The following is a 24,228-nucleotide window of genomic DNA, read 5'->3' as shown; positions in this document are numbered from 1 at the left end:
GGCTGCTTGGCGGTAGGACGCCGTCCCCGGGGCGGGGCTATCGGCCGTTCTTGCGGCGCTGCGCCTTCTTCTCGATGCGCTCGACCTTGCGCTGGAGGTCCTCGAGGACCCGGCCGGTGCCGTCGTCGGCGAGGCCCCGCTTGACCATCCGGGCGCACAGCCCGATCACGCGGAGTTTCTCGCCGGTGGTGAAGTCGGAGAACCGGATGTCGTCGTTCTTGGCCATGGTCATTTCCCCTTACGGAAGTCGGCCCACAGGCCGCGCAGGATGAGCAGGCAGGCGGTGGCGCAGCAGGCGCCGACCGCGATGGCGATGGACGCGAAGGCGATGCCGATGCCGCCGATGCAGACGGCCGCCGCGATGGCGAGCCACTGGCTGGCGCTTCGGCTGGCGGGGGTGTGGTGGTGCTGGCACGGGGCGGGCGCGGGCTGCTGCTGGGCGGCCTTGGCGAGTTCCATGGCGGCGAGCGCCAGTTGTACGGCGGTGGTGTCCGTCGAGGCCTCGCGCACGGCGGCCTCGGCCTTGTCCAGGGGGGTCGGCTCGTTCATCGCGCCCACCGCTTCGGCCGGCGCAGGTACGGGCGGGCGAGCGCGCCGAGGGCGAACGCCACGAGGACCGGCTGTGAGAGCAGGGCGGCGGCGACCGCGGCCACGACGGTGAGGAGTTGGGGGATGAGCAGGAGGAGGCCGAGGAGGGCGCCGAGGATGAGGTGCTTCATGTCCGTGCCTCTTGGGGGAGGTTGTCGGGGTGGAAGAGGTTGTGTCCTCGGGCGTCCTTGTCGTGGACTTCGAGGCGTCCTGAGTGGACCCAGCTGCGGACGGTGGAGGGGTCGACGCCGAAGAGTTCGGCGACGTCCTTGGACGTGAGGAGGGCGGGCGGGGACGCCTCGGCGTCCTCGGTGTCTTGGTCCGTCCCGGGCGGGAGTTCGGGCGTCTCGGGGGCGTCCTGCTCGCCGACGCGGTCGAGGGTGACCGCGGCGGGCGGTTGGACAGTTGGCGTCTGCTCGGGGACGGGCGGGACGGTGGCGGGCGGGGTGGCGTCCCGTGGCGTGTGCCTGGCGAGCGCATGAGTCCTCCAGAGCGCCACGGGGACGAGGAGGGAGACGACGGTGACGAGGGTCAGGTCGACCTCGACGACGCCCGCGTCCAGGGCGTGGGCGGCGACCTGGGCGGCGCCCATCAGGGCGAGGGACAGGGCGACGTCGAAGGGCCGGAACCACTTGAGGGCGGCGACGACGTAGCAGTCGATGCTGACGGGCAGCATGACGGCGATCGGCACCTGGGCGCCGAGTCTGCGGGCGAGTTCGTACTCGGCGATGGCGGTGTAGGCGAGGCCGGCCGCGGTTGAGGCGCGGCGGATCCACGCGCGGGAGTCGTTCACGCGGTGCCCCCGGCGAGGATTTCGGCGAGCTGGCGGCCGAGGGCCCGCAGCTGGTCGGCCGCCTCGACGAGGTCGTTGGCGAGCTGCTCGACCTCGGCCGGGGTGTGGGTGCCGGTAAAGTCGGCGGACTCGATGTACAGGCCGACGGAGCGGTCTTTGGTGGCGAACGGGGCTTGGGTGAGGAAGGCGCGGAGCAGGGTCTGTCCGCTGGGGGCGATGTCGTGCTCGGGGCCGTCGTGGGTGATGTCGACCTTGTACTGGGCGTGCCGATCGTGGGTGCCGGTGCACCAGTCGGGTTCGTCGATCTCCAGGGGCTTGGTGACGAAGACGTTCACCATTGCGGTGCGGGGTTCGGTGCTCACTTGCGTTCACCCCGCTCGGCGGCGAGGAACGCGGCGACGGCGGGGAAGGCACGGTCGACGGAGCGGCGCGCGGCCTCTTCCTCGCTGATGGGCTCGGCGTCGAGGGCGCGGAGGAGGAGGCGGAGGGCCTCGCGGAGGGAGAGGATCTGGTCGCTGCCGAGGAGCTGCTGCGCGACGCTGATGGCGACGTCGAGGTCAGTGGGTTCGGGAATGGGGCAACTTGCGGGCGCTTCGGCGCACGCGAAATGATCGGTCATGCCGACTCCTGGTCTCGTCAGGATGTTCGGTAGAGGGTCGGGCGGTGCGATCGCCTCCCTGGTGTTCCAGCACCTGGGAGAGCTGCTGTCCGGCCCTCGTCTATTCGGTTGTGTACTTCTTGATCGCCTTCGCTACGGCGGTCCAGCTGAGGTGCAGCTGTTTCGCCACGGCGTAGACGCTGCCGAGTTCGTCGGCCCCGTCCTTCAGGGCTTGCGCTCGTCTCTTGCGGGCCTGCTCCGCCTGGTCGTCGAGCTGTTCCAGCAGCGCGTCTTCCGTGCGGATCCGGTCCCTCCATGAGGGTGTTTCCACCTCTCCGAGGATAGCGCACCCCCCGTTATGCACAACCCCTGATTGCATAGTGGTCATGATTCTCCCTCGCCCTTCGGCGCCCGCCGCCGCGCACGCTCGATGAGACGCATGGCCTCCGCCAGGTGCCGCGTACAGATCTTGAGTTCGGCGTCGGGGTCGACGGCCTCGGCCGTGCACTGGACGCCGCGCCCAGACTGGACGCGGCACGTGACGTAGCTGGACGGCATCAGGACGCCCCCTCCGGCTGCAGCGTCTTCAACATCAGGAAGTCGCGCGCCTCGTACACGCACGTGCACCACGGGCAGGCGAGGCGCGTCTCGCCGGGACGGTGGTACAGGACGGCCCCGCAGATCACGCCGGACGCGTCCACGGCGACGCACTGCCCGATGCGGCGGCCGCGCTCCGGGAGGGCGCCGACGATGGACAGGGCCGCGCCCTCCATCTCCCGTACCTCGCGGGCCAGATCGCCGGCCGCCGGATAGGAGGCGGCGATCCACTCCAGGCTCATGCCCAGCCAGCGGGCGGACGCGAGCACGCGGCGTTCGACGCTGCCCTCGATGGCGGGCTCGCCCCAGCCGCGGCAGGCCTGCACGTCGGACCGCCACGACTCCAGGACGAGGGCAATGCCTCCGTAACGGAGGTCGAGGACGGCCTCGTTCACGGGGAGCACGGCTGTGGCGTGACCCTTGCCGGTGCGTTCGCCGCCGCCGTGGACGGCCGGGGCGAGGAACGCGCCGAGGGCGGTGTACAGCTTCGGCATGCGGTCGAGGCGCTCCGCCAGGGCGAGCAGATCCCCATTGCAGAGATAGCCGTGCTCGAGGGCGCGCTCGCACAGGCCGCACTCATTCATGCGTTCCACTCCAGGATCAGGGTGCCGTCGTCTTCTGGGTCGGCTGCTGCGCAGAGGCGGATCTCGATGCGGGTGTCGGCCTGCTCGTCGCCGATCAGCACCTCGTAGCCGTCGGCCTCGGCCGCCCGGATCACCTTCTGGATGCGGGCGGCCCACTGCGCGGAGCTGCTCACGCCTCGGCCCTCTCGAGCGCAGCCTTCAGCTGGGCCTCGGCGGCGCGGGCGACCCTGCGGTCGCGGCGGTCGTCGAGGACGCCGCCGATGATCTGAATGAGCAGCATGATGTAGATGCCCAGCGCGGTCCCGAGGGCAAGCAGCTGGATGTCGTGGTCGGTCATGGTCGCGTCCTCTCGGAGATCAGAAAGGCGGGGTGTCGGAGTAGCCGGCGCCCTGGGTGGCGGGTTGCTGCTGCGCGCCACCCCATCCGCCACCCTGCTGCTGGCCGTTCGCGGGCTTCGCGCCCGCCCACGGGTCGTCCGTGGGCTTAGCCCCACGGTTGCCGCCGCTGGCCTTGGTGACCTTGGCGGTGGCGTAGGTGAGGGACGGCCCGACCTCGTCGACGTCCAGCTCGTACACCGTGCGCTTCACCTGCTCCTTGTCCTCGTAGGACCGCTGCTTCAGCCGGCCCTGCACGATGACGCGCATGCCGCGGGTGAGGGATTCGGCGACGTGCTCGGCTGCCTGCCGCCACACCGAGCAGGTGAGGAACAGGGCGTCGCCGTCCTCCCACTCGTTGGTGGTCTTGTTGAAGCGGCGCGGGGTGGATGCGATGCGGAACTTGGCGACGGCGGCGCCGGCCGGGGTGAAGCGGAGTTCGGGGTCGTCGACCAGGTTGCCGACGATGGTGATGACGGTCTCGCCTGCCATGGCGGGCTCCTTCGGGGTGGGCGACTGAACTTCCTGAAGGAGTTCAGTCGCGGGATGCTGGGCGGGTGGCCGGGCCCGATATCCGCGGGCCCGGCCGTGGTATGCGGTTCAGGCGGTCGAGAGCGGCCCGTATGCCAGGGCGAGATGGAGGTAGTCGGCTCCCTCCAGTGGTGCCACCTGGTCGCCGTGATGGCCGGTGACGAGCACCGGTCCGTGGACGATCAGTTCGCTGCTGTCGGGGTGGTTCTGGGTGAACCAGGTGATGAACGCGTTGCGCGGTCGCTCGCCGAGGCCCTCTTCGTCCATCCAGAGGTGCAGGCCGGGCGCGATCTTCACGTGCTCGACGAGGTCGCAGCGCAGGACGGCGGCGGCGTACTCGGCGAAGTGCTCGGGGTTGGCGGGCAGGTTGACGTCGACCATGCGGCTGTCCTCGGTGATCAGGACGGCATCCGGCTGCGTGCCGTCCATCTCTTCGGCGAGCTGAGCGAGGGTCTTGGTCGTGGTCACGGGTTCTCCTCGGTGGTGTTTGCGGTGGAGGCGGACTCCACCGCAGCGGTTGCGGCCGAGTCGGACTCGGTCGCAGTTCCGTCCGTCGTGCGGGCGGAAGCCTGGTTGCGGAGGCGGGCGGCGTGCCGGAGGGCGAGGCCGCGCTGCCGGTTGGCGGCGAACGCTGCGCGCCGGCGCTTGGCCGCCTCGGCCCTGGCCCGGGCGGCGGCGATCTTCTCGGCGACGACGTCGTTGACGTTCACGGCAAGCCCCTTCGTGTGGTGTGCTGGCCTGGTGGCCGGGCCTGATAGCGACAGGCCCGGCCGGTCAGACCGCGATGAACAGTTGGGGAAGTTCCGCGAGGGTGGCGCGCGCATCTCGGTGCCGCTGCCGACGGCCTTCTTCCGCATCGATCTCCGCGGCGTAGGTGTCGCTAATTGCGTCGAAGCCGCCGCGCCTTTCGATCAGGACGCGCAGGGCAGCCATGGCCTCGTCGTACTTCTGGCGGTAGTGCTGGGCGGTCTCTTGGCGCTGCGCAATGGCCTTCGCCCGCCAGTCGGGCGAGGTAGTGCTCTCGTACTCACTGAGCCCCCGGTCGACTACTGCCTGGGCGGCGCGGTAGCTGGCCGACAGGTCGGCGGCATCGGTAGCGGCCTTCGCCACGGTGGCCAGTACCGGGAAGGTCTCGGCCCTGGACAGCTCCGCCGGCAGTTCGAGCTCCGCCAGATAGGTGTCCGTCTCGTCCGGGTGGCCGTAGGAGCGGCGAGGGCGCGGGGCGAGGAGCGGGTCATCGCCTGCCTTGAGTCCCATGTAGACAAGGGCGGTCAGGTACTGATTGGCGGCCGTGCTGGTGTACCAGCGAGAGCGTGGCTGGTAGTGGCCGGCGGGCGCGATGTAATCGAACTTCGGGGCGACGTTCACGTAGGCCCTGCGGAGTTCGGTGCCCTTCTGCCAGACGATGTGCCAGTGGGCGGTCTCCGCCTCGCACTTGTCGGGGTGGTAGTTGACCGTGCCCCAGGGGCTGCCGTTGAGGGTGCCGTCGTCGGCGACGAGGGGCTCCTTGATGAGCTGCCGGAACACGGCGAGGGTGACTTGCTTGCCGCTGACGGTGAGGGTCTTCATCTCGACGGCGGCTGTGGTGATGGTGGCGTTCTGGGTGGTGAGCTGCTTCGGCACGGGTGCTCCTGAGGGGCTGTTGTGGGTGGTGGGGTTGTTCGGCTGTCCGACCTGTCCGCTCCCTAAAGGAGGGGAGCGGAGCGGACAGGTCGTCCGAACTGCCCTGTCCGCACCTGTCCGTTATCTGTCCGGGACAGGTCTGACCTGGGTTTTCTCTCTGACCTGTCCGCAAAGTGCGGACAGGCGTTTAGTCCCATTCCTCCTGTCCTGTCTCCGGAGGGGCTGCGGACAGGTTTGCGGACAGGTGATTCGTCTGGTTCGTCTGGTTCCGGCGATGCTTTGCGACGTCGGACAGGAGGCTGTTCTCCGCCTTGATTCCGAGCCGGCTGCACTCGGTACGGAGGCGGTCGCGGCCGTAGCCGGACGGCACGTTGGCGGCGTCCAGCGCGGCCGACACTTCCTCCACCCGGCCCTGGTATCCGGTGCGCGCCTGGGGTTGCCCTGCCGGGTCCAGAGGCACGAGCACGACGGAGGTGACGGGGCTTCCGTCCTCCTTCGCTTCGCCGTCCAGCAGCACTTGGTGGAGGCCGAAGACGATGTCGCCGAGTTCCTCGTCGTCCTTCTGTTTGCCGGTCTTCAGGGTGACCTGGCTGTCGCACAGGCCCTTGCCCTTGCGCTCTACTCCGATCTCGGTCTGCAGTGCGCCCTTGACGGCGGTGGCTCCTCGGCCGCGGTCGCCGTCGTGGCCGGTGTGGTGGACGAGGAGGATGCAGGCACCGCATGCGCCTCGAAGCTGTTCCATGCGGTCGACGACGCGACCCATCTCGGTGTTGGAGTTCTCCTCGATGCCGACCGTGACGCGGGCCTGGGTGTCGATGACGACGAGCGCCGGCTGTAGCCGACGGCACAACTCGACGAGGACGAGCCACTCAAGGTCCATCGCCTGTACGGGGCGGGGCAGGAACTTGACGCCGGTCATCTTGCGGCCGTGATGCTGCTCCCAGGCGCGCACGCGCTTACGGATGCCCTTCACGCCCTCCGCTACCAGGTAGACGACGATCCCCTGCTGTACGGGCTGGCCGTGCCAGGGGGTGCCAGTGCCGACACATCCGGCCATGTCCAGGGTCATGAAGGACTTGAAGGTGCCGGACGCTCCGTAGATCCGCGCGATGGTGTCCCGGAAGAGAACGTCGTCGATGATCGGTTCGAGGGCGGGGATGTTGTCGAGGTCCTCGGTGCCGAGCAGTTCGGCTTCCATCGCCTTGAGGCGGGCTTCGAAGTGTTCCTCGGAGGATTGCCCAGCGGTGCCCTGCTCTGGCTCATGTGTGGTGTCCGTGCCGATGTCCGGTGCCCAGGTGGGCGCGGTCGTCATGCGGTTACCGCCGGGTCCTGCGGGTGCGGGAGGGGCGCCCACACCTGAACGAACTCGGAGTCGGTGTGGCCGACGGCGAAGTGGTCGGCGGCGTCCTTGCCGGTCTTGGCCTGGACGACGTACACCGTGTGCGCCAGGCGGCGGAGCGACTCGACGACGGCGAGCGCGTGCTCGCGCCCCTTGGCGTCGCGGTCGGCGACGATGGTGACGTCGGCGCCGTCCAGGTAGTGGGCGTGCTCGGCGGTCCACTTGCCGCTGCCGCCCGCGTTGCAGGTAGCAGCGAGCCCGTGGTCGACGAGCGCGTGCACGTCCTTCTCGCCTTCGGCGATCCAGATGACGCGGTCGGCCTGCTTGGCGGCGAGCAGCTCAGGCAGCCGGTACGGCACGAGGGGCACGAGTCGGTTGCCCTGCTGGTCGTTGAGGCTCCAACGGCGCCCGGACTTGGCGGTCGCGTCGGGCCGCCACTGCCAGAAGTCCTTGGCGTCGCAACGAGTGACACCGTGGACGACGGCCCCCTTCTCGTCGCGGTAAACGTACTGCGCGACCCGCTTGTGGCCGCGGTCCCGGCACGGCATCCACGCGTCGTCGGCCGGCCGGTCACGCGACCGCTCGAGGGGTTCGTCGTGCAGGTCGGCCAGAGTCCACCCGATCTCGGCCAGGAAGTCGGTGTTGCCCTGACACTTGTGGCAGTACACGGCGACGCCGTTGGAGATGCGGGTGATGGCGACGGTGTCCTTGGCGTCGCCTCCGTGGCAGATGCCGCGCGTGCGGAGCTTGCCGCCGGTGTAGCGCGTGGGCTCGCCACGGTCGCGGAGAAGATCCGCGAGCCGGTTGAAGGCGATTTCGTGGGTCACGAACGTGCTCTCTTCTGCGAGCTGGATCAGGTGGTTCGTGTGGTGCTGGCCGGGCGCGGCGGGGGGACGACGGCGCCCGGCCAGCGGCTTAGGCGGCCTTGCGCTTCTCGCGGGCGATTTCCTCGGCGGCCGCGGTGATTCGCGTGCACCAGTTGCGGGCGGCGGTGAGGACCGTGAGCGGGCTGGGCTGCTGCTCCAGGTCGTGCCGGATGGAGTCGAGCACCATCTCGTGGAGGGCCTTCTCGGCGGCACGCTGCACGTACAGCTCGTCAGCGTCAGGGGTGTCCACGCTATGGACCCCCTCGTCGAGGGCGACGGGCTGGTCGACGGGCCACCGCCCAGGTGCACGGTCGGTCATCGGGTGCCTCCCACGATCTGTGCGATGGACGCGAGGATGTCGGTGTGGTGCCGGTCGCAGGCCGGGAAGTCGTACCGGAGGTTGGGTCCGGTGAAGGTGCTGACGACGTACTTGGCGGTGGCCGGGCAGCCGCCGCAGACGTAGCCGGGCTTGTTGTGCGGGGAGTTGGGCCCATCGGGGCAGTCGCACCAGGTGCACTGCTCGCCGTTGGCGGCGGTGACCGCGACGGGAACGGTGCTCGGGTCGGCGGCTGCGGTCCGCGCGGTGGCCAGGGCCTGGTCGGACAGGAACGTGTCGAGCGGGGTGTTCATGCTGCTGCCCTCCGCGCCTCGGGCTGATGGAACGCGGCGCGGATGCAGGCGCGTTGGTCGTCGGTGAGGGGCGGCGCCTTGTCGACGATGCGGTCGATGCGCGCCCAGTAAGCGGCGTTCCGCGCGGCATCCTCGAAGCGCACGGGTCGGGCCGAACGGTGCGGAGAGGCCACGGAATCCTCCTTCGATCCTTTAGGCGCCGCGCCTGTGGTCAAGGGCAACACGGAATCGGCGGAGTGTTCCCTGCGCTCGGTGCGGGCCGGGCGGCCGGAGGTGTCTCCGGCCGCGGCGGTGGTCGCGGCACTCACGCGGCAGCCTTGGCAAGCGCGCGGATCTTTCCGGGTGCGTCGAGCGCGGTCGTCCTGACCATGTGAGGGTCGGCGCCGCCCTTGAGGCTGTCGGCCAGGAGGTCGAAGAGGTAGCCGTAGCCCTCTCCCGCCTCGATGCGGCTGTGCTCGATGGCGGTGAAGGCCCACAGCCGGTCGGCGACGGCGGCCTGCAATGCCTCGGCGTACTCGGCGCCGCCCTTGGCCTTTACGACGTTGAGGAGGCTCGGCATGATCACGGCCAGGGCGTCGCACATGTCGTCGAGCGTGGCGGCCGGGTGGGGCCTGGTGAGGGCCTCGTTGTAGGCGGCGGTCGCGATGTACAGCGCGGCGCCGTTGAGGGGCGCGTCCAGGGTCGTCGTCATGCCGTCACCTCCAGGTGGGCGAGGACGGCGCGGACGGCGGCGAGCCGGTGCGCGGGGTCCTGGCCGAGGGGAACGGCGATGGTCTTCCGGTCGCGGCTCTCGATGTAGAGGGCGAGGAACTTGTCGCGGAGGTCTTCGGCGAGGTCGGTGGTGTCCCACTCCTCGACGGTCAGGTTGTGTTCGACGGCGAGGGCTTCGAAGGTCTCGGTGTCGCTGCGCTGGCCACTCGGGTTGGGCGTCGCCGTTGACGCCTGTGCGATGCTGTGCATAGAGCTGTCTTCCGATCTCATTGCGTGGGTTCGTGGATTTGCTCGACAGAGGCGGCCGGCTGGTACCCGGCCGCTTCGTCGTTTCCGGCGGACGCTCCGGCCTGGTACGTCGGAGCGGCGCTGGTTTTGGCGGTCATGCGACAGCCTTTGGCAGGAGTGGCTTGAGGTGACTGGCGAGTTCGTCGAGGTCGACGACCAGAGCCAGCCGGTAGAGGGCTTCGATGGAGAGCTGCTTTTCGCCGCGCTCCACCTTCGAGAGGTGGCCCGGGTCAATCCCGGACAACTGTGCTGCGGCCCGCAGCGACAAACCCTTGGCTTCACGTGCAACGCGCAGCGAGGGAGTCAACTGAGGCGGTTGATCCGTCTGCATGTCGTTGACTGTAGGTCACTGAAGTAGCAGAGTCAACGCGCATCCGACAAGATGTTGCTCCTCGTTGACCGCCGGTCTACAGTTGGCCCATGGACAACGACGACTCGACCCCCGGCGAGCCGATTGACCTGCGCGAACTATCCCCGCAGGAGGCGCCAACCGTTAATCAATTGGTCGCCTACAACATGACCAGGGCGCGCCGCGCCAGAGGTTGGACTCAACAACAGGTCGCCGACCGGCTGGAGAAATATACGGGCCGGTCTTGGTCGAAGGCGTCGATCAGCGCTGCGGAGCGGTCTTGGCAGGGTGGTCGCCCTCGGAAGTTTGACGCCGACGAGCTTCTGGCATTGTCTGTCATTTTCGACACGCCAATCGCCTACTTCCTTCTCCCTATGGAGGAAGGGAACAGGGCCATTGCCATGGCTCAGCCCGAAGATCGGGGCGGTGGTGGCGCCTATATCGCGGGCGTCCCGCTACTCCTGAGTCGCGTCCTAATGGACCGTATGGCGACCGAGGGCGGATCTGAGTTCTTCGTGCGGGCGCATGCTGCCGCCCTGAAGTATCTGAAGGTGGACTGGCATGCGCCGGTGTTCCTGGAACCCGACATGCTCCCCCCGGGGACGGTCTTCCCGCCCGGTTACCGTTTCGGCGATCCGCTCGACGAACCGGACGACGCGGCAGTCGAAGATATGCAGAGGGAAGAGGAAACGAAGAAAGCTAAGGAAGCTGCCAGTCGGCTGACCCGTGAGCAGCTACACGCGATTGTCCGGCTCACTGCCGAAAGCACGGTACAAGTACTGATTGAGCAACTTGGGGATGCGGGAGAGGGGCAGGAGGGCGACGCCTCTGAGTGGGGGAAGCAGCCACCTGGAAAATCGGCGTGGGATGAAGAGCCTCCTTTCTGAGGCTGGCCTATCGCTTCCACCCGAATTGCACCGCGTCGTAGTCGAAGTACCCGCCGTCCGGCATCCGCCCCGGCCGCGGCGTCTTAAGTGTCACCTCGACCAGCGACCGCAGCACCGTCCGCTGCCGCTCCAGCTCCAGCGCCTTCCACGCCTTCCGTACATCTGGCGCCCCCACCAGGCCCACCAGCGGGTCCCGGGTCGCCGCGCGCGCCAGCTGTCGCGTGACCCCCTCCAACTGCGCGCGGGCCGTGTCCGAGCCCACGCCGAACTGCATGTCGTCGATCTCGCCGGCGCCGTACTTGCCCGCGAGATTCCGCAGACGCGTCCGGATCTCCTCGGCTTCAGCCTGGAGCGCGGCCACGTCCACGCCGTCCGGCGCTGGCTCCAGCAGCTCGTGCGCGTCATCCCGTGACAGCCGCTCGACGATCGTGTCCTCGACGTACTGGTCGACGATCTCCGCACGCCGTCCGCCGCCGTGCCCCGTCTGGCACCGGTACGACGGATAAGAGCGACCGCCGGACTGGGTGACGTACACGAAGTGCGGGCACTCCCCGCGCCCGCACCGGAACAGGATCGATCCCAGCCACCGCGGGGTGGTGCCCCGGGCGGTCTTACGGGCCGGGTCCTTGAGGATGGCTACGACGGCCCTGTACTTCGCCTCGTCGACGATGGGGTCCCACTGTCCACGCCCTACCTCCTTGCCCCGATAGACGGCGATTCCGGCGTTCCTGGGGCGCAGCAGCATGTCCCGCATGTCGGTGTGTGTCATCGGATTGCCCCGGGTGGTGGTCACGCCCTTGTCGTGGCACCACTTCACCAGTGACCGGATCGACCCGCCGGACAGGATCTCGTCCGTCCAGAACCGCAGTGCCTCGGCCTCCTCGGGGACGGCCTTGAGCATGTCGAGCTCGTCGACCTCGACCTCTTCGCCGGTCTTCCGGTCGACCTTGGTGCGTTTCTCCCCAGTGGGCAGGCCCCACCCGAACGGCCGGATGCCGCCCATCCACTCGCCCTTCAGGGCCTTCTGGCGGCGGGCACGGGCGACGCGCTCGCCCTTGTGCTCGGACTCGTACCGGGCGATGAGTCCGAGCTGCCTGGCGAGCATCCTGCCTGTGACAGAGGCGAGGTCGAGTTCTCCGGCCTGCACGGTATGGGTGCTGACGCCGCGCTTCTCGCACAGGTTGATGTAGTGCTCCAGCTCCAGCGGGGAGCGGTGAAGTCGGTCGGTGTGCCAGACGATGACGATGGTCGCCTTGCCGTCTTCGAGGTCGGCAAGCATCCGCCGGTAGCCCTTGCGGAGCTTCCCGGAGAAGGCGGACACGTCGTTGTCGGTGTACACCTCGACGACGTCCCAGCCCATCCGTTCGGCGAGGGCCTCGCAGTCCTCGCGCTGCCGGTCCACGCCGAGGCCGGCGCCGGTGCGGTCCTGGGAGATTCTCACGTAGATGACGGCGCGGGTCTTCCCGCCTGCGGCAACGTCCGTGGCGGAGCGGAGAGTCGGGCTCATGACCCGAGTCTGCCGCAACAGTGGTGTCTTTGTCCGGGGTTCGGGAAGACCACGCTCTTGAGCGCGCTGCTCGGGCTCGTCGGACCGGGTGAACGGATCGTCCTCGCCGAGGACGCGGCGGAGCTGCGGCCCGACCATCCGCACGTCGTACGGCTGGAGAGCAGACCCGCCAACCAGGAGGGCGCCGGGCTCGTCACGCTCCAGGACCTGGTGCGCCAGGCGCTGCGGATGCGGCCGGACCGGCTGGTCGTGGGCGAGGTGCGCGGACCGGAGGTGGTCCATCTGCTGGCCGCGCTCAACACGGGCCACGAGGGAGGCTGCGGCACCGTGCACGCCAACGCGGCGGCCGATGTGCCGGCCCGGCTGGAGGCCCTCGGCACGGCGGCAGGGCTCGACCGGGCGGCGCTGCACAGCCAGTTGGCCGCCGCGCTGTCGGTGGTGCTGCATCTCGTGCGGGGACGTGACGGTCGGCGGCGGATCGCCGAGGTGCAGGTGCTGGAGCGGGATCCGTCGGGGCTGGTGCGGACGGTTCCGGCGCTGCGGTGGGGAGCGGGCGCGTTCGTGGCCGAGCGGGGGTGGGGGCGGTTGCGGGGGCTGCTCCCGGATGAGGACTTCGAGTTGGGGAGTGGGGATCGCGATGGGTGAGACGGCGTTGGGAGTGCCGTCGACGGGGGCGGCCGTGGTGTGTGCCGGGGCTGCTCTGTGGCTGCTGGGCGGGCGGAATGTCGGGGCTCGGCGGGCTCGGCTGTTGCTCGCGGGCGGTGGGGTGGTGGGAGCCGGGCCGCCCGCCTGGCAGCGGGCGGTCGGTGAACTGCGGCGGATCCGGGGGCAGTTGCGGGCCGAGTGGTGGGCGGTGGTCGCCGGGATCGTGCTGGCGGTGCTCGGGGCCTCGGTGCTGCCGCTCCTCGCCGGGGCGGCGGGGGTGCCGTTGCTGAGGAGGATGCGGCTGGCCGGTCGGGCGCGGCGGGCTCGGGAGAGCCGAGGGGACGCGGTGATCGCGCTGTGCGCGGCGCTCGCCGGGGAGGTGCGGGCGGGACGGCAGTCGGGCGAGGCGCTGTTGCGGGCGGCGCGGGACTCGGGCGGGCTCGGGGAGGCGCAGGCGGCGGTGCTGGCGGCCGCGCGGTTCGGCGGTGATGTTCCCAGCGCCCTCGCGGCGGCGGCGCGGAGACCGGGCGCCGAGGGGCTGCTGGGTCTCGCGGCGTGCTGGCGGGTGGCCGTGGACCAGGGCGCGGGGCTCGCGGCCGGCCTTGACCGGCTCGAAGCGGCCCTGCGTGCCGAGCGGGACCAACGGGCGGATCTGCGGGCGCAGTTGGCGGGCGCCAAGTCGACGGCGCTGATGCTCGCCGGGCTGCCGGTTCTGGGGCTGCTCCTGGGCGCGGTCATGGGCGCCGATCCGCTGCGGGTGCTGCTGCACACCGGCGCGGGGCTGGGGTGTCTGTTCGCCGGTGGGCTGCTGGAGGGGCTGGGGGTGTGGTGGGCGCTGCGGATCGTGCGAGGGGCGGAGGCGGTGTGAGGACAGACGGCAGTTCGGCTGAACGGCTTGGCGAAGGGAGGCGCTGTGAGTGCGGAAGTTGTCCACAGGCTGGGGGTTGTCGTGGGGATCGTGCTGGGCCTGGCGTGGCTGGTGCGGTGGGCGGGGGTGGTGCGGTGTGAGCGGAGGGTCCGGCGGCGGCTCGTCGAGCTGGTGGCCGCCGTGGAAGCGGCGCCGGACGCGCCGAGGTTCGACGTGCGGGGCCTGGTGCGGCGCTGGCTGCCTGTCGTGGCGGTGGGGTGTGCCGGGTGGGTGCTGGTCGGCGGTGTCGCCGGGGTCGGGGTGGGGCTGGTCGGTGCGGTGGCCTTGGACCGGTGGCGGGGGCGGCGAGTCGCTTCCGAGGGCGCGGAGTGCGACGCCGCCGAGGCGGCACGGCAACTTCCGCTCGCAGCCGATCTGTTGGCGGCCTGCATCGCCGCCGGTGCCGGTCCTGTGATCGCGGCGCAGGCCGTGGGCGAGGCGCTGGGCGGGCCGGTGGGGGAGGGGCTGGCGCGGGGCGCGGCCGAGGTGCGGCTGGGCGGCGAACCGGGTGAGGCCTGGCGGAAGCTGGCCGCGCTGCCCGGCGCCGAGGCGCTCGCCCGGCTGCTGGAGCGGGCCGATGTGTCCGGGCTCCCGGCGGCCGGACCCGTCGCCCGCCTCGCCGCGGACGCCCGCGCCACGTGGGCGCGCGCCGCGACGGCACGGGCACGCCGGGCGGCGGTCCTGGTCACCGCGCCGGTGGGGCTCTGCTTCCTGCCCGCGTTCATCGCGGTGGGGGTTCTGCCGGTGGTGATCGGGCTGGCGGACGGGGTGCTGGGAGGGGGTGGTGGATGACCGGGTCTTGGCGCTGAGCGGTCGATGTCGACGGTACTGACCAGTCGACATCAACGGAACTGACCAGAAGTAGTCAACGGAACTGATCCTTACGGGGGTTGCAATGAACAAGGCAGTGAAGGCGGTACGGGCGCGCATGCGGGCCTTCGTCGGACGGCGGGACTCGGGGATGGTCACCTCCGAGTACGCCATGGGGATCATCGCGGCGGTGGCGTTCGCCGTGGTGCTGTACAAGGTGGTCACCAGCGGGCAGGTCAGCGCGGAGCTGCAGGCCATCGTGAAGCGGGCGCTCGATGCGCGGATGTGAGCGGCGCGGGGCCGACCGGGGGTTCGTGACGGCGGAGTCGGCCGTGGTGCTGCCCGTGCTGGTGATGTTCGCGATGGCGCTGGTGTGGGGGCTGCTCGTGATCGCCGCCCAGATCCAGTGCGTGGACGCGGCCCGCACGGGCGCCCGCGCCGCGGCTCGCCAGGACCCGGCCGACGCGGTCGTCGCGGTCACCCGCGAGGCCGCCCCGTCCGGCGCGAAGGTCACCGTCAGCCGGGCCGGGGACCAGGTCCGGGTGCTGGTCGTGGCCAAGCCTCCGGCGCTGCGGGGGCTGCCCTTCGAGGTGCGGGAGGAGGCCGTGGCGGCGGCGGAGGAGGCGGCCGTGGCGGTACCGGGCACCGCGGCGGTACCGGAGACCGGGGCGGGGGTGAGCCCGTGAGCCCCCGCCGCTCAGACGACCGAGGCTCCGCCACCGTATGGACCGTCGCCGCCGTGGCCGTCCTCTGCGTGGTGTTCGCAGTCGTGCTCGCCCTCGGCCAGGCCGCGGTCACCCGGCACCGCGCGGCAGGCGGCGCCGATCTCGCCGCCCTCGCGGCGGCGGACCACTGGGTGGAGGGCGCCGAGTCGGCCTGCGGACGGGCGGAGAAGGTGGCCCGGGCCCAGGGCACCCGGCTCGTGCGGTGCGCGCTCGTGGGTGATGTCTCGGACGTGACCGCGGCGGCGGGTCGGGGACCGTTCGCCGCGGAGGTCAGGGCGCGGGCGGGACCCCCGGCGCCACCGGGGTCTCCTTCTCCGGCGCCCCCCGCAGCAGTTCCGTGAGCAGCCGTACCGCCCCCCTCTTGTGCAGCGGGTCGTTGCCGTTGCCGCACTTGGGGGACTGGATGCAGGACGGGCAGCCGGCCTCGCACTCACAGGAGGCGATGGCCTCGCGGGTGGCGGTGAGCCAGTCGCGGGCGGTGTGGAAGGCACGCTCCGCGAAGCCCGCGCCGCCGGGATGGCCGTCGTAGACGAAGACCGTCGGGAGCAGTGTGTCCGGGTGCAGGGGGACGGAGACGCCGCCGATGTCCCAGCGGTCGCAGGTCGCGAAGAGGGGCAGCAGGCCGATCGACGCGTGCTCGGCGGCGTGCAGGGCGCCGCCGAGGATCTCCGGCCCGATGCGGGCCGCGTCGAGCTGGTCCTCGGTGACCGTCCACCACACCGCGCGCGTGCGCAGCGTACGAGGAGGGAGGTCGAGCTTGGTCTCGCCCAGGACCTCGCCGGTGATCAGGCGCCGGCGGAGGAAGGAGACGACCTGGTTGGTGACTTCGACGGAGCCGTAGCAGAGGCGGCCGTCGCCCCAGGGGATCTCGATGTCCGTCTCCAGGACGGCGATGGACGTCGTGTCCCGGGCGACCGTGGCGTACGAGGGGCTGGCCTCCTGGACCAGGGCGACGGAGTCCTCCAGGTCCAGGGAGCGCACCAGATAGGTGCGGCCCTGGTGCAGATGGACCGCGCCCTCGTGCACCGTGGTGTGGGCGGCGCCCGCGTCGACCGTGCCGAGCAGACGGCCCGTACCGGACTCGACGACCTGGACCGGGCGTCCGCCCCCGCCGCGGATGTCGGTGAGGTCGGCGGCCCGTTCCCGGCGGGTCCAGTGCCAGGCCTTGGTCCGGCGGCGCAGCAGCTTCGCGGCCTCCAGCTGGGGGAGCAGTTCCTCGCAGGCGGGGCCGAAGAGCGCCAAGTCCTCGTCGACCAGCGGCAGTTCCGCCGCCGCCGCGCACAGGTGCGGGGCGAGGACGTACGGGTTGTCGGGGTCGAGGACGGTGGACTCGACGGGCTGGTCGAACAGGGCCTCGGGGTGGTGGACGAGGAAGGTGTCCAGGGGGTCGTCCCGGGCGACCAGGACGGCGAGCGCGCCCTGACCGGAGCGGCCGGCCCGGCCCGCCTGCTGCCACAGGGACGCGCGCGTGCCGGGGTATCCGGCGATCACGACCGCGTCCAGTCCTGAGACGTCGATGCCGAGTTCGAGGGCGGTCGTCGCGGCGAGGCCGAGGAGTTCGCCGGAGTGCAGGGCCTGTTCGAGGGCGCGGCGCTCCTCGGGGAGGTAGCCGCCGCGGTAGGCCGCCACGCGCCGGGCGAGCGAGCGGTCGACCTCGGCGAGCCGCTCCTGGGCGATCACCGAGATCAGCTCGGCGCCCCGCCGGGAGCGGACGAAGGCGACCGAGCGCACGCCCTGGACGGCGAGGTCGGTCAGCAGGTCGGCCGTCTCGGCGGTGGCGGTACGGCGGACCGGGGCGCCCTTCTCGCCCTGCAGCTCGGTGAGCGGGGGCTCCCAGAGGGCGAACACCAGTTCTCCGCGCGGTGAGGCGTCGTCGGCCACCTCCACCACCGGCAGGCCGGTCAGACGGCGCGCGGCGACCGAAGGCTCCGCGGCGGTCGCGGAGGCCAGCAGAAAGACGGGAGCGGCGCCGTAGCGGGCGCACAGACGGCGAAGGCGGCGCAGCACCTGGGCGACGTGCGAGCCGAAGACGCCCCGGTAGGTGTGGCACTCGTCGATGACGACGTACTTCAGCGACTTGAGGAAGGAGGACCAGCGGGGGTGGGAGGGGAGGATGCCGCGGTGCAGCATGTCCGGGTTGGTGAGGACGTAGTTGGCGTACTGGCGGATCCACTCGCGTTCCTCGAACGGCGTGTCCCCGTCGTACACCGCCGGACGGACGGAATTGCCCAGCGGTTGTGAAAGTTCCTTCACCGAACGGCACTGGTCCGCCGCGAGAGCCTTGGTGGGCGCCAGGTAGAGCGCGGTGGCACCGCGGCCGTTCGGGGCCTCGGAGCCGTCCAGGAGAGTGGAGAGCACCGGCACCAGATAGGCCAGCGACTTACCGGACGCGGTGCCGGTGGCGACGACCACCGAATCGCCGTCCAGGGCGTGCTCGGCAGCGCGTGCCTGGTGGGCCCAGGGGTGTTCGACACCTGCCGCCTCTACGGCCGCGATGACCTCGGCACGGATCCGGTCAGGCCAGACGGCATGCCGACCCTCGCGCGGGGGCACATGCTCCGTATGAGTGATGCGCGAAGCCCGGCTCGGCCCCGAGGCGAGCCGGCCCAGGACCGTGCCCGGGTCCACCTGGGATACGGGGCCCGTCGGGGATCGATCGGATCGGTGATTCTTGGCCATCGGCACCGAGTGTGTCACTGGCGTGACGGACAATGGGACCAAGGCGTCGTGCACGCCTGCCGGTAAGTGATTGAATGCCATCGCGGCTGGCGAACCGTCCTGGGGGCTTCAAGCCGAGGTGTCCCGAGGGACGACCGCTCGATAGCAAGGTGCTGGAGGATCCGTGGACCTGTCCCTGTCGACCCGTACCGTCGGCGATCGTACGGTCGTCGAGGTCGGTGGCGAAATCGACGTATATACCGCGCCCAAGCTGCGCGAGCAGCTGGTCGAGCTGGTGAACGACGGGAGTTTTCACCTCGTCGTCGACATGGAGGGCGTGGACTTCCTCGACTCCACCGGGCTCGGCGTGCTGGTCGGCGGCCTGAAGCGGGTGCGTGCCCATGAGGGCTCGCTGCGCCTGGTCTGCAACCAGGAGCGCATTCTGAAGATCTTCCGCATCACCGGTCTCACCAAGGTGTTCCCGATCCACACCTCGGTCGAGGAAGCGGTGGCGGCCACCGACTGATCACCGCCTCCGGGCCGGTTTCGGCCCTGGGACGGAAGAAGTTCATGAAGGGGGACCGGGCGTTCGGCGGCCCGGCCCTCCGGACAGCACGCCCGTAGTTCCGAGGGGGATGCATGGCCACCGTTGAACTCCGCTTCAGCGCGCTGCCCGAGCACGTCAGAACCGCCCGACTGGTGGCGGCAGCGGTGGCGCGCAGGGCCGGAGTGGACGAGGCCGTACTCGACGAGGTGCGCCTCGCGGTCGGTGAGGCCTGCACCCGTGCCGTCGGACTGCATCAGCTCGGTGGCATCACGGCGCCGGTCAAGGTGGCGCTGATCGAGGAGGAGAAGCAGTTCTCCATCGAGGTCGGCGACGAGGCGCCGCGCTCCGCCCCGGGCGACCGGGCGCCGGGCGCCGCGGGCGAGGACGCGGAGGCCGAGGAGGACGAGATGGGCCTCGCGGTCATCAGCGGGCTCGTCGACGACGTCGAGGTCACCGCCGGGGAGCACGGCGGGCTGATCCGTATGACCTGGCCGACCACCCCGGCCGTCGCCGAGCTTCCCTGACCCCCGGATCACTGCGTATCCGTACCCGAAGGGCCCTACCCAGGTAGGGCCCTTCGGCATGTCGGCGCACGGTGTCTGCGCTTACAGTGGTCTCGTCCGATGCAATTCGTGAATTCCTTCACGATCGATCCCCCGATAATTCGATCAAGTTCCTGCCGGGGTCAATCGTGGCGTCAATGCCTTTGAGGCATTACTACTTTCGGGTTCCGTGGTCGGGGGTCGATCATTTGCTGAAGAGCATGTGAAGACCAATTCCGTTAACCGCGCACTGTTTTGATCAGGTTCCGGTACCTACAATCCGTCCACATCTTGAGCTCAGCCCAAGCGTCAAGGAGGACGAATGGCGGGGCTTTCTACCCCTCATCAGTTGGATCACCCCACAACCTTCGCAGCCGCAGTCCTGACCGATGGCAACCGCGCCATGATCATGGTCATCGGCGCCGTCGCCCTGGCGGCGCTCGTGGTCGCCGGCGTCCTGGTGCGCCAGGTGCTCGCGGCGGGCGAGGGCACCGACAGCATGAAGAAGATCGCGGCGGCGGTCCAGGAAGGCGCCAACGCCTATCTGGCCCGGCAGTTGCGCACCCTCGGCGTATTCGCCGTGATCGTGTTCTTCCTGCTCATGCTGCTGCCCGCGGACGACTGGAATCAGCGCATCGGCCGATCGGTGTTCTTCTTGATCGGCGCCGCGTTCTCGGCGGCCACCGGCTATATCGGCATGTGGCTCGCCGTACGCAGCAATGTGCGCGTAGCCGCCGCGGCCAGGGAAGCGACCCCGGCGGAAGGCGAGCCGGAAAAGGATCTCACCGCCGTCTCGCACAAAGCCATGAAGATCGCTTTCCGTACGGGCGGCGTCGTCGGCATGTTCACGGTGGGGCTCGGTCTGCTGGGCGCCTCCTGTGTGGTGCTGGTGTACGCGGCCGACGCGCCGAAGGTGCTGGAGGGTTTCGGCCTCGGGGCCGCCCTCATCGCCATGTTCATGCGTGTCGGCGGCGGCATCTTCACCAAGGCCGCCGACGTCGGCGCCGACCTGGTCGGCAAGGTCGAGCAAGGCATTCCGGAGGACGACCCGCGCAATGCCGCGACCATCGCCGACAACGTGGGCGACAACGTCGGCGACTGCGCCGGTATGGCGGCCGACCTCTTCGAGTCGTACGCGGTGACCCTGGTCGCCGCGCTGATCCTCGGCAAGGCGGCCTTCGGCGACGCGGGCCTCGCCTTCCCGCTGCTGGTGCCCGCGATCGGCGTGGTCACGGCCATGATCGGCATCTTCGCGGTGGCCCCGCGGCGCAGCGACCGCAGCGGCATGTCGGCGATCAACCGCGGCTTCTTCATCTCCGCGGTGATCTCGCTGGTCCTGGTCGCGATCGCGGTCTTCGTCTACCTGCCGTCGTCGTACGCGGACCTCGACGGCGTCACCGACGCAGAGATCGCGGCCAAGGGCGGCGACCCGCGGATCCTCGCGCTCGTCGCCGTGGCGATCGGCATCCTGCTCGCCGCCGTCATCCAGCAGCTGACCGGCTACTTCACCGAGACCAACCGCCGGCCGGTCAAGGACATCGGCAAGAGCTCCCTGACCGGTCCCGCGACGGTCGTCCTCGCCGGTATCTCCGTCGGCCTCGAATCGGCCGTCTACACCGCCCTGTTGATCGGCCTCGGCGTCTACGGGGCCTTCCTGCTCGGCGGTACGTCGATCATGCTGGCGCTGTTCGCGGTCGCGCTGGCCGGCACCGGCCTGCTCACGACCGTGGGCGTGATCGTCGCGATGGACACCTTCGGGCCGGTCTCCGACAACGCCCAGGGCATCGCCGAGATGTCCGGCGACGTCACGGGTGCGGGCGCTCAGGTGCTCACCAACCTGGACGCGGTCGGCAACACCACCAAGGCCATCACCAAGGGCATCGCCATCGCCACCGCGGTCCTCGCGGCATCGGCGCTCTTCGGCTCGTACCGCGACGCCATCACCACCGGGGCGCGGGACGTGGGCGAGGAGTTGTCGGGCGACGGCGCGCCGCTGAGTCTGATGATGGACATCTCGCAGCCCAACAACCTCGTCGGCCTCATCGCCGGCGCGGCGGTCGTCTTCCTCTTCTCCGGACTGGCCATCAACGCCGTGTCGCGCTCGGCCGGTTCGGTGGTCTACGAGGTGCGGCGGCAGTTCCGCGAGAAGCCCGGGATCATGGATTACACCGAGACCCCGGAGTACGGCAAGGTCGTCGACATCTGTACGAAGGACGCCCTCAGGGAACTCGCCACGCCGGGGCTCCTGGCCGTGATGGCGCCGATCTTCATCGGGTTCACGCTCGGTGTCGGTGCCCTCGGCTCGTTCCTGGCGGGAGCGATCGGCGCGGGCACGCTGATGGCGGTGTTCCTCGCCAACTCCGGCGGCGCCTGGGACAACGCCAAGAAACTCGTCGAGGACGGTCACCACGGCGGCAAGGGCAGCGAGGCCCACGCCGCCACGGTGATCGGTGACACGGTCGGTGATCCCTTCAAGGACACCGCCGGTCCCGCGATCAACCCGCTGCTGAAGGTGATGAACCTGGTGGCGCTGCTGATCGCGCCCGCAGTGATCGATTTCTCCTACGGCGACGACAAGAACATCGGCGCACGGGTGCTGATCGCGGTGCTGGCGTTCCTGGTGATCGCCGGTGCCGTGTACGTATCCAAGCGGCGCGGGATCGCGATGGGCGACGAGGACAACGCCGAGCGCACGGCCAACTCGGCCGATCCGGCGGTGGTTTCGCAGGCCTCGTCGTAAGGACCCGGCTCACTGGGGCGGGCGAGGGGTGCGCAGCGACGCACCCTCCGCCCGCTCTGTGTGTTCACGCCCTCTTCGTGAGCCTTCTCTCACATGGTGCAAATAGCCCAATCATGAACTTAACGGACACCCTGCGTAGGGATCTCGTCCGTCCGCCGTGTATGTTCCGGGGCCGAGAGCCATGGAAGGGACCAATCCGGTGAACAAGAAGCTCACGGCCGCGCTGTCCGGCGGTGCGGTACTGGTAATGGCGCTGTCGGGATGCAGCAGCGAAGACGGCAACGAGAAGCTGGACGCCTGGGCCAAGCAGGTCTGCGACGCCGTGCAGCCGCAGGCCAAGAAGATCGAGGCCGCCAACATCGCCATCCAGAAGGAGACCTCGGACAACAGCTCGCCGGAGGACGTCCAGAAGACCGACGCCAAGGCCTTCCAGGACATGTCCGACGCCTACAAGGCGATCGGAGCCGCCGTGGACAAGGCCGGTGCGCCGGACGCCGGCGACGCCAAGAACAGCGAGAAGAAGCAGCAGGACGCGGTCAAGGAGCTCAACAGCATCGCCGCCTCCTACGCCTCCCTGAAGAAGCAGGTCGACGACCTCGACACCAAGGACCAGGCGAAGTTCGCGGACGGCCTGAAGGACATCGCGAGCGAGCTGGACAAGCTGAGCACCAGCGGCAGCAACGCCCTCAAGGAACTGGAGGAGGGCGAGGTCGGCCAGGCGATGGCGAAGCAGTCCAGCTGCAAGTCGGCCTCCGGCGCCGCCTCGGCGGCGGCGAGCTGACGCCGAGCGGCCGCGGTGAGCGGGTAGCGCGGGTCACAATGGGGGCGTGAGTACCTCCAGGCTGCCCGCTCTGCCCGCTTCCGATCGTTCCGATGTCGCCGCCCGGCTGCGGGAGGCCCTGCTCGGGGCCTCCTTCACCGCAGACGGGCTGCTCGAACTGCTCGGCGCTCCCGCGTACGCGGCGCTCGCCCGCAGCGAGACCGTCCCCGCGCTCCGGGCGACCCGCGGGGACACGCCGCTGGAGACACTCGTACGGCTGTTCCTTCTTCAGCAGCCCGTCCCGCACGCGCGCGTGGCGGACGTTCTGCCCGTCGACGCATGCCTGGAGACCGGGTGGCTGGTGCCGGCCGGCGGTGACGAGCTGGCCGCGACCGTCGATGTACGGCCGTACGGCGGGCCCGCGGGCGAGGACTGGTACATCGTGTCGGACCTCGGATGCGCGGTCGGCGGCGCCGGAGGCATCGGCAGCAAGGACGAGGGCGTCGTCCTCGGCGTCGGCGGCGCCTCCACGACCCTCGCGGGCATCACCGTCCGTACGCCCGTCTCGTCCGCCCTCGACCTCGGCACCGGCTCCGGGATCCAGGCCCTGCACGCCGCCCAGCACGCCACGCGCGTGACGGCGACCGACCTCAACCCGCGCGCGCTGCACATCACCGCGCTGACGCTCGCGCTGTCCGGCGCCCCGGCCGCGGATCTGCGCGAGGGCTCGCTGTTCGATCCGGTCCGGGACGACGAGAGGTACGACCTGATCGTCTCCAACCCGCCTTTCGTGATCTCGCCGGGCGCTCGGCTGACGTATCGGGACGGCGGGATGGGCGGGGACGATCTGTGCCGCTCGCTCGTTCAAGGGGCGGGGGAACGGCTGAACGAGGGCGGGTTCGCGCAGTTCCTCGCCAACTGGCAGCACGTCGCGGGGGAGGACTGGCAGGACAGGCTGAGGTCATGGGTGCCGCGCGGGTGCGACGCGTGGATCGTCCAGCGCGAGGTGCAGGACATCACGCAGTACGCCGAGCTGTGGCTGCGGGACGCCGGCGACCACCGCGGTGACCCCGCCGAGTACCAGGCGCGTTACGACGCCTGGCTGGACGAGTTCGAGGCGCGCAAGGTGAAGGCCGTGGGCTTCGGCTGGATCACGCTGCGCAGGACGGGGACCGCCGTGCCCTCCGTCACCGTGGAGGAGTGGCCGCACCCCGTCGAGCAGCCGCTCGGCGACACGGTACGGGCGCACTTCGGCCGCCTCGACTACCTGCGGGCGCACGATGACGCGGCCCTGCTCGCAGGACACTTCCGGCTCGCCGCCGAGATCGTCCAGGAACAGGTCGGGCTGCCCGGCGCCGAGGACCCCGAGCATGTCGTGCTGCGCCAGAACCGCGGGATGCGCCGGGCCACCAAGGTGGACACGGTCGGCGCCGGTTTCGCGGGCGTGTGCGACGGCTCGCTCAGCGCGGGCCGGATCCTGGACGCCATCGCCCAACTGGTCGGCGAGGACCCGGTGTTGCTGCGCGACCGCACGCCGGCGCAGATCCGGCTGCTGGTGGAGCAGGGGTTTCTGGACCCGGCGTGATCGCAAACCGGCCAGGACACGGGAACGCAAACGCTTCTGACGCC

Annotated in this window: 36 protein-coding genes and 1 pseudogene; 12 read left to right on the top strand and 25 right to left on the bottom strand. The window is 70.3% G+C overall.

The annotated features are described in order from the left end of the window. Positions 1-37: 37 nt before the first annotated feature. From H4N64_RS20770 to H4N64_RS20660, 23 genes are all read right to left on the bottom strand, one after another. The gene (locus H4N64_RS20770; protein WP_186283887.1) at positions 38-226 is read right to left on the bottom strand and encodes a DUF6257 family protein; all 189 of its coding nucleotides are present in this window, start codon (positions 224-226) and stop codon (positions 38-40) included. Between the two features lie 2 nt (positions 227-228). Further along, the gene (locus H4N64_RS20765; RefSeq protein ID WP_186283886.1) at positions 229-549 is read right to left on the bottom strand and encodes a hypothetical protein; all 321 of its coding nucleotides are present in this window, start codon (positions 547-549) and stop codon (positions 229-231) included. Continuing rightward, positions 546-719, bottom strand: a complete 174-nt coding sequence (locus tag H4N64_RS20760) for a hypothetical protein (protein WP_186283885.1) — start codon at positions 717-719, stop codon at positions 546-548. Before H4N64_RS20760 ends, H4N64_RS20765 begins: the two co-directional genes overlap by 4 nt. Next, complete coding sequence (locus H4N64_RS20755; protein WP_186283884.1) at positions 716-1,381, bottom strand: helix-turn-helix domain-containing protein; 666 nt, start codon at positions 1,379-1,381, stop codon at positions 716-718. The genes H4N64_RS20760 and H4N64_RS20755 overlap by 4 nt, the downstream gene beginning before the upstream one ends. Continuing rightward, a complete protein-coding gene (locus tag H4N64_RS20750; RefSeq protein ID WP_186283883.1) occupies positions 1,378-1,743 on the bottom strand; it encodes a DUF6907 domain-containing protein in 366 nt (121 codons plus the stop codon). Before H4N64_RS20750 ends, H4N64_RS20755 begins: the two co-directional genes overlap by 4 nt. Next, positions 1,740-2,000, bottom strand: a complete 261-nt coding sequence (locus H4N64_RS20745) for a hypothetical protein (protein WP_186283882.1) — start codon at positions 1,998-2,000, stop codon at positions 1,740-1,742. Before H4N64_RS20745 ends, H4N64_RS20750 begins: the two co-directional genes overlap by 4 nt. A gap of 100 nt (positions 2,001-2,100) precedes the next feature. Next, complete coding sequence (locus H4N64_RS20740; protein WP_336246743.1) at positions 2,101-2,310, bottom strand: hypothetical protein; 210 nt, start codon at positions 2,308-2,310, stop codon at positions 2,101-2,103. A 53-nt stretch (positions 2,311-2,363) separates the two neighbouring features. Beyond that, positions 2,364-2,537: a hypothetical protein gene (locus tag H4N64_RS20735; RefSeq protein ID WP_186283881.1), complete on the bottom strand. Its 174-nt coding sequence runs from the start codon at positions 2,535-2,537 to the stop codon at positions 2,364-2,366. After that, on the bottom strand, positions 2,537-3,160 hold the full coding sequence (locus H4N64_RS20730; protein WP_186283880.1) for a hypothetical protein: 624 nt from the start codon (positions 3,158-3,160) through the stop codon (positions 2,537-2,539). Before H4N64_RS20730 ends, H4N64_RS20735 begins: the two co-directional genes overlap by 1 nt. Further along, positions 3,157-3,333 (bottom strand): hypothetical protein, encoded by a 177-nt coding sequence (locus H4N64_RS20725; protein ID WP_186283879.1) that lies wholly within the window; start codon positions 3,331-3,333, stop codon positions 3,157-3,159. The genes H4N64_RS20730 and H4N64_RS20725 overlap by 4 nt, the downstream gene beginning before the upstream one ends. Further along, the gene (locus H4N64_RS20720; RefSeq protein ID WP_186283878.1) at positions 3,330-3,497 is read right to left on the bottom strand and encodes a hypothetical protein; all 168 of its coding nucleotides are present in this window, start codon (positions 3,495-3,497) and stop codon (positions 3,330-3,332) included. Before H4N64_RS20720 ends, H4N64_RS20725 begins: the two co-directional genes overlap by 4 nt. A gap of 19 nt (positions 3,498-3,516) precedes the next feature. Further along, on the bottom strand, positions 3,517-4,026 hold the full coding sequence (locus H4N64_RS20715; protein ID WP_186283877.1) for a single-stranded DNA-binding protein: 510 nt from the start codon (positions 4,024-4,026) through the stop codon (positions 3,517-3,519). 108 nt (positions 4,027-4,134) lie between these two features. After that, entirely contained in the window at positions 4,135-4,533 is a 399-nt protein-coding gene (locus H4N64_RS20710; RefSeq protein ID WP_186283876.1) for a hypothetical protein, read from the bottom strand. After that, positions 4,530-4,775: a hypothetical protein gene (locus tag H4N64_RS45190; protein ID WP_186283904.1), complete on the bottom strand. Its 246-nt coding sequence runs from the start codon at positions 4,773-4,775 to the stop codon at positions 4,530-4,532. Before H4N64_RS45190 ends, H4N64_RS20710 begins: the two co-directional genes overlap by 4 nt. A 64-nt stretch (positions 4,776-4,839) precedes the next feature. Then, positions 4,840-5,688 carry a hypothetical protein gene (locus tag H4N64_RS20700; RefSeq protein WP_186283875.1) on the bottom strand — a complete coding sequence of 283 codons (849 nt, stop codon included), beginning with the start codon at positions 5,686-5,688 and terminating at the stop codon, positions 4,840-4,842. A gap of 187 nt (positions 5,689-5,875) precedes the next feature. Then, positions 5,876-7,000 carry an AAA family ATPase gene (locus H4N64_RS20695; protein ID WP_186283874.1) on the bottom strand — a complete coding sequence of 375 codons (1,125 nt, stop codon included), beginning with the start codon at positions 6,998-7,000 and terminating at the stop codon, positions 5,876-5,878. After that, entirely contained in the window at positions 6,997-7,854 is an 858-nt protein-coding gene (locus H4N64_RS20690) for a toprim domain-containing protein (RefSeq protein WP_186283873.1), read from the bottom strand. Before H4N64_RS20690 ends, H4N64_RS20695 begins: the two co-directional genes overlap by 4 nt. 88 nt (positions 7,855-7,942) lie before the next feature. Continuing rightward, positions 7,943-8,212: a hypothetical protein gene (locus H4N64_RS20685; RefSeq protein ID WP_186283872.1), complete on the bottom strand. Its 270-nt coding sequence runs from the start codon at positions 8,210-8,212 to the stop codon at positions 7,943-7,945. Continuing rightward, positions 8,209-8,523 carry a hypothetical protein gene (locus H4N64_RS20680; protein WP_186283871.1) on the bottom strand — a complete coding sequence of 105 codons (315 nt, stop codon included), beginning with the start codon at positions 8,521-8,523 and terminating at the stop codon, positions 8,209-8,211. The genes H4N64_RS20685 and H4N64_RS20680 overlap by 4 nt, the downstream gene beginning before the upstream one ends. Beyond that, the gene (locus H4N64_RS20675) at positions 8,520-8,696 is read right to left on the bottom strand and encodes a hypothetical protein (RefSeq protein ID WP_186283870.1); all 177 of its coding nucleotides are present in this window, start codon (positions 8,694-8,696) and stop codon (positions 8,520-8,522) included. The genes H4N64_RS20680 and H4N64_RS20675 overlap by 4 nt, the downstream gene beginning before the upstream one ends. Positions 8,697-8,827: 131 nt before the next feature. Next, positions 8,828-9,214, bottom strand: a complete 387-nt coding sequence (locus H4N64_RS20670; protein ID WP_186283869.1) for a hypothetical protein — start codon at positions 9,212-9,214, stop codon at positions 8,828-8,830. After that, positions 9,211-9,483 carry a hypothetical protein gene (locus H4N64_RS20665; protein ID WP_186283868.1) on the bottom strand — a complete coding sequence of 91 codons (273 nt, stop codon included), beginning with the start codon at positions 9,481-9,483 and terminating at the stop codon, positions 9,211-9,213. Before H4N64_RS20665 ends, H4N64_RS20670 begins: the two co-directional genes overlap by 4 nt. Positions 9,484-9,616: 133 nt before the next feature. After that, positions 9,617-9,853, bottom strand: coding sequence for a helix-turn-helix domain-containing protein (locus H4N64_RS20660; protein ID WP_186283867.1), 237 nt, complete (start codon positions 9,851-9,853; stop codon positions 9,617-9,619). 89 nt (positions 9,854-9,942) lie between these two features. Between H4N64_RS20660 and H4N64_RS20655 the strand changes: the two genes are divergently transcribed. Next, positions 9,943-10,758: a helix-turn-helix domain-containing protein gene (locus H4N64_RS20655; RefSeq protein ID WP_186283866.1), complete on the top strand. Its 816-nt coding sequence runs from the start codon at positions 9,943-9,945 to the stop codon at positions 10,756-10,758. A gap of 7 nt (positions 10,759-10,765) precedes the next feature. Here H4N64_RS20655 and H4N64_RS20650 read toward each other — a convergent pair whose 3' ends face one another. Next, positions 10,766-12,265 (bottom strand): recombinase family protein, encoded by a 1,500-nt coding sequence (locus tag H4N64_RS20650; protein ID WP_186283865.1) that lies wholly within the window; start codon positions 12,263-12,265, stop codon positions 10,766-10,768. 36 nt (positions 12,266-12,301) lie between these two features. Here H4N64_RS20650 and H4N64_RS20645 point away from each other — a divergent pair. From H4N64_RS20645 to H4N64_RS20620, 6 genes and pseudogenes are all read left to right on the top strand, one after another. Beyond that, positions 12,302-12,910, top strand: a pseudogene (locus H4N64_RS20645) (CpaF family protein); the annotation flags it as partial. Next, positions 12,903-13,778: a type II secretion system F family protein gene (locus H4N64_RS20640; protein WP_186283864.1), complete on the top strand. Its 876-nt coding sequence runs from the start codon at positions 12,903-12,905 to the stop codon at positions 13,776-13,778. The pseudogene H4N64_RS20645 and the gene H4N64_RS20640, both read left to right, overlap by 8 nt. 45 nt (positions 13,779-13,823) lie before the next feature. Beyond that, positions 13,824-14,609: a type II secretion system F family protein gene (locus H4N64_RS20635; RefSeq protein ID WP_186283863.1), complete on the top strand. Its 786-nt coding sequence runs from the start codon at positions 13,824-13,826 to the stop codon at positions 14,607-14,609. Between the two features lie 103 nt (positions 14,610-14,712). After that, positions 14,713-14,916 (top strand): DUF4244 domain-containing protein, encoded by a 204-nt coding sequence (locus tag H4N64_RS20630; RefSeq protein ID WP_186283862.1) that lies wholly within the window; start codon positions 14,713-14,715, stop codon positions 14,914-14,916. Then, positions 14,903-15,313 carry a TadE family type IV pilus minor pilin gene (locus H4N64_RS20625; protein WP_186283861.1) on the top strand — a complete coding sequence of 137 codons (411 nt, stop codon included), beginning with the start codon at positions 14,903-14,905 and terminating at the stop codon, positions 15,311-15,313. The genes H4N64_RS20630 and H4N64_RS20625 overlap by 14 nt, the downstream gene beginning before the upstream one ends. Beyond that, positions 15,310-15,693, top strand: coding sequence for an Rv3654c family TadE-like protein (locus tag H4N64_RS20620; RefSeq protein WP_186283860.1), 384 nt, complete (start codon positions 15,310-15,312; stop codon positions 15,691-15,693). Before H4N64_RS20625 ends, H4N64_RS20620 begins: the two co-directional genes overlap by 4 nt. Here H4N64_RS20620 and H4N64_RS20615 read toward each other — a convergent pair. Continuing rightward, positions 15,623-18,112, bottom strand: coding sequence for a DEAD/DEAH box helicase (locus H4N64_RS20615; RefSeq protein WP_186283859.1), 2,490 nt, complete (start codon positions 18,110-18,112; stop codon positions 15,623-15,625). The two genes, H4N64_RS20620 and H4N64_RS20615, sit on opposite strands and share 71 nt — an antisense overlap. Positions 18,113-18,194: 82 nt before the next feature. Here H4N64_RS20615 and bldG point away from each other — a divergent pair, with 82 nt between their 5' ends. The 5 genes from bldG (at position 18,195) to H4N64_RS20590 (ending at position 24,184) form a co-directional block, all read left to right on the top strand. Further along, on the top strand, positions 18,195-18,536 hold the full coding sequence (gene bldG, locus H4N64_RS20610; protein WP_003975386.1) for an anti-sigma factor antagonist BldG: 342 nt from the start codon (positions 18,195-18,197) through the stop codon (positions 18,534-18,536). 113 nt (positions 18,537-18,649) lie between these two features. Beyond that, a complete protein-coding gene (locus tag H4N64_RS20605) occupies positions 18,650-19,081 on the top strand; it encodes an ATP-binding protein (RefSeq protein ID WP_186283858.1) in 432 nt (143 codons plus the stop codon). Positions 19,082-19,421: 340 nt separating this feature from the next. Beyond that, the gene (locus H4N64_RS20600; RefSeq protein ID WP_186283857.1) at positions 19,422-21,839 is read left to right on the top strand and encodes a sodium-translocating pyrophosphatase; all 2,418 of its coding nucleotides are present in this window, start codon (positions 19,422-19,424) and stop codon (positions 21,837-21,839) included. A 181-nt stretch (positions 21,840-22,020) separates the two neighbouring features. Further along, on the top strand, positions 22,021-22,620 hold the full coding sequence (locus H4N64_RS20595) for a small secreted protein (RefSeq protein WP_186283856.1): 600 nt from the start codon (positions 22,021-22,023) through the stop codon (positions 22,618-22,620). Positions 22,621-22,666: 46 nt separating this feature from the next. After that, positions 22,667-24,184, top strand: coding sequence for a DUF7059 domain-containing protein (locus H4N64_RS20590; RefSeq protein WP_186283855.1), 1,518 nt, complete (start codon positions 22,667-22,669; stop codon positions 24,182-24,184). The last annotated feature ends 44 nt before the right edge of the window (positions 24,185-24,228 follow it).

The organism is Streptomyces cupreus (assembly GCF_014257025.1).
Lineage (GTDB): Bacteria > Actinomycetota > Actinomycetes > Streptomycetales > Streptomycetaceae > Streptomyces > Streptomyces cupreus.
The sequence above is the reverse complement of the archived record's forward strand: the minus strand, read 5'-3'. Positions and strand labels throughout refer to the sequence as shown.

Coding starts and splice junctions, on each gene's coding strand:
- H4N64_RS20670 (WP_186283869.1), bottom strand. CDS start 9,214: ATGACGACGACCCTGGACGCGCCCCTCAACGGCGCCGCGCTGTACATC.
- H4N64_RS20745 (WP_186283882.1), bottom strand. CDS start 2,000: ATGACCGATCATTTCGCGTGCGCCGAAGCGCCCGCAAGTTGCCCCATT.
- H4N64_RS20615 (WP_186283859.1), bottom strand. CDS start 18,112: ATGGCATTCAATCACTTACCGGCAGGCGTGCACGACGCCTTGGTCCCA.
- H4N64_RS20650 (WP_186283865.1), bottom strand. CDS start 12,265: ATGAGCCCGACTCTCCGCTCCGCCACGGACGTTGCCGCAGGCGGGAAG.
- H4N64_RS20715 (WP_186283877.1), bottom strand. CDS start 4,026: ATGGCAGGCGAGACCGTCATCACCATCGTCGGCAACCTGGTCGACGAC.
- H4N64_RS20695 (WP_186283874.1), bottom strand. CDS start 7,000: ATGACGACCGCGCCCACCTGGGCACCGGACATCGGCACGGACACCACA.
- H4N64_RS20720 (WP_186283878.1), bottom strand. CDS start 3,497: ATGACCGACCACGACATCCAGCTGCTTGCCCTCGGGACCGCGCTGGGC.
- H4N64_RS20595 (WP_186283856.1), top strand. CDS start 22,021: ATGGAAGGGACCAATCCGGTGAACAAGAAGCTCACGGCCGCGCTGTCC.
- H4N64_RS20630 (WP_186283862.1), top strand. CDS start 14,713: ATGAACAAGGCAGTGAAGGCGGTACGGGCGCGCATGCGGGCCTTCGTC.
- H4N64_RS20685 (WP_186283872.1), bottom strand. CDS start 8,212: ATGACCGACCGTGCACCTGGGCGGTGGCCCGTCGACCAGCCCGTCGCC.
- H4N64_RS20655 (WP_186283866.1), top strand. CDS start 9,943: ATGGACAACGACGACTCGACCCCCGGCGAGCCGATTGACCTGCGCGAA.
- H4N64_RS20730 (WP_186283880.1), bottom strand. CDS start 3,160: ATGAATGAGTGCGGCCTGTGCGAGCGCGCCCTCGAGCACGGCTATCTC.
- H4N64_RS20735 (WP_186283881.1), bottom strand. CDS start 2,537: ATGCCGTCCAGCTACGTCACGTGCCGCGTCCAGTCTGGGCGCGGCGTC.
- H4N64_RS20760 (WP_186283885.1), bottom strand. CDS start 719: ATGAAGCACCTCATCCTCGGCGCCCTCCTCGGCCTCCTCCTGCTCATC.
- H4N64_RS20770 (WP_186283887.1), bottom strand. CDS start 226: ATGGCCAAGAACGACGACATCCGGTTCTCCGACTTCACCACCGGCGAG.
- H4N64_RS20765 (WP_186283886.1), bottom strand. CDS start 549: ATGAACGAGCCGACCCCCCTGGACAAGGCCGAGGCCGCCGTGCGCGAG.
- H4N64_RS20605 (WP_186283858.1), top strand. CDS start 18,650: ATGGCCACCGTTGAACTCCGCTTCAGCGCGCTGCCCGAGCACGTCAGA.
- H4N64_RS20640 (WP_186283864.1), top strand. CDS start 12,903: ATGGGTGAGACGGCGTTGGGAGTGCCGTCGACGGGGGCGGCCGTGGTG.
- H4N64_RS20625 (WP_186283861.1), top strand. CDS start 14,903: ATGCGCGGATGTGAGCGGCGCGGGGCCGACCGGGGGTTCGTGACGGCG.
- H4N64_RS20660 (WP_186283867.1), bottom strand. CDS start 9,853: ATGCAGACGGATCAACCGCCTCAGTTGACTCCCTCGCTGCGCGTTGCA.
- H4N64_RS20600 (WP_186283857.1), top strand. CDS start 19,422: ATGGCGGGGCTTTCTACCCCTCATCAGTTGGATCACCCCACAACCTTC.
- H4N64_RS20680 (WP_186283871.1), bottom strand. CDS start 8,523: ATGAACACCCCGCTCGACACGTTCCTGTCCGACCAGGCCCTGGCCACC.
- H4N64_RS20665 (WP_186283868.1), bottom strand. CDS start 9,483: ATGCACAGCATCGCACAGGCGTCAACGGCGACGCCCAACCCGAGTGGC.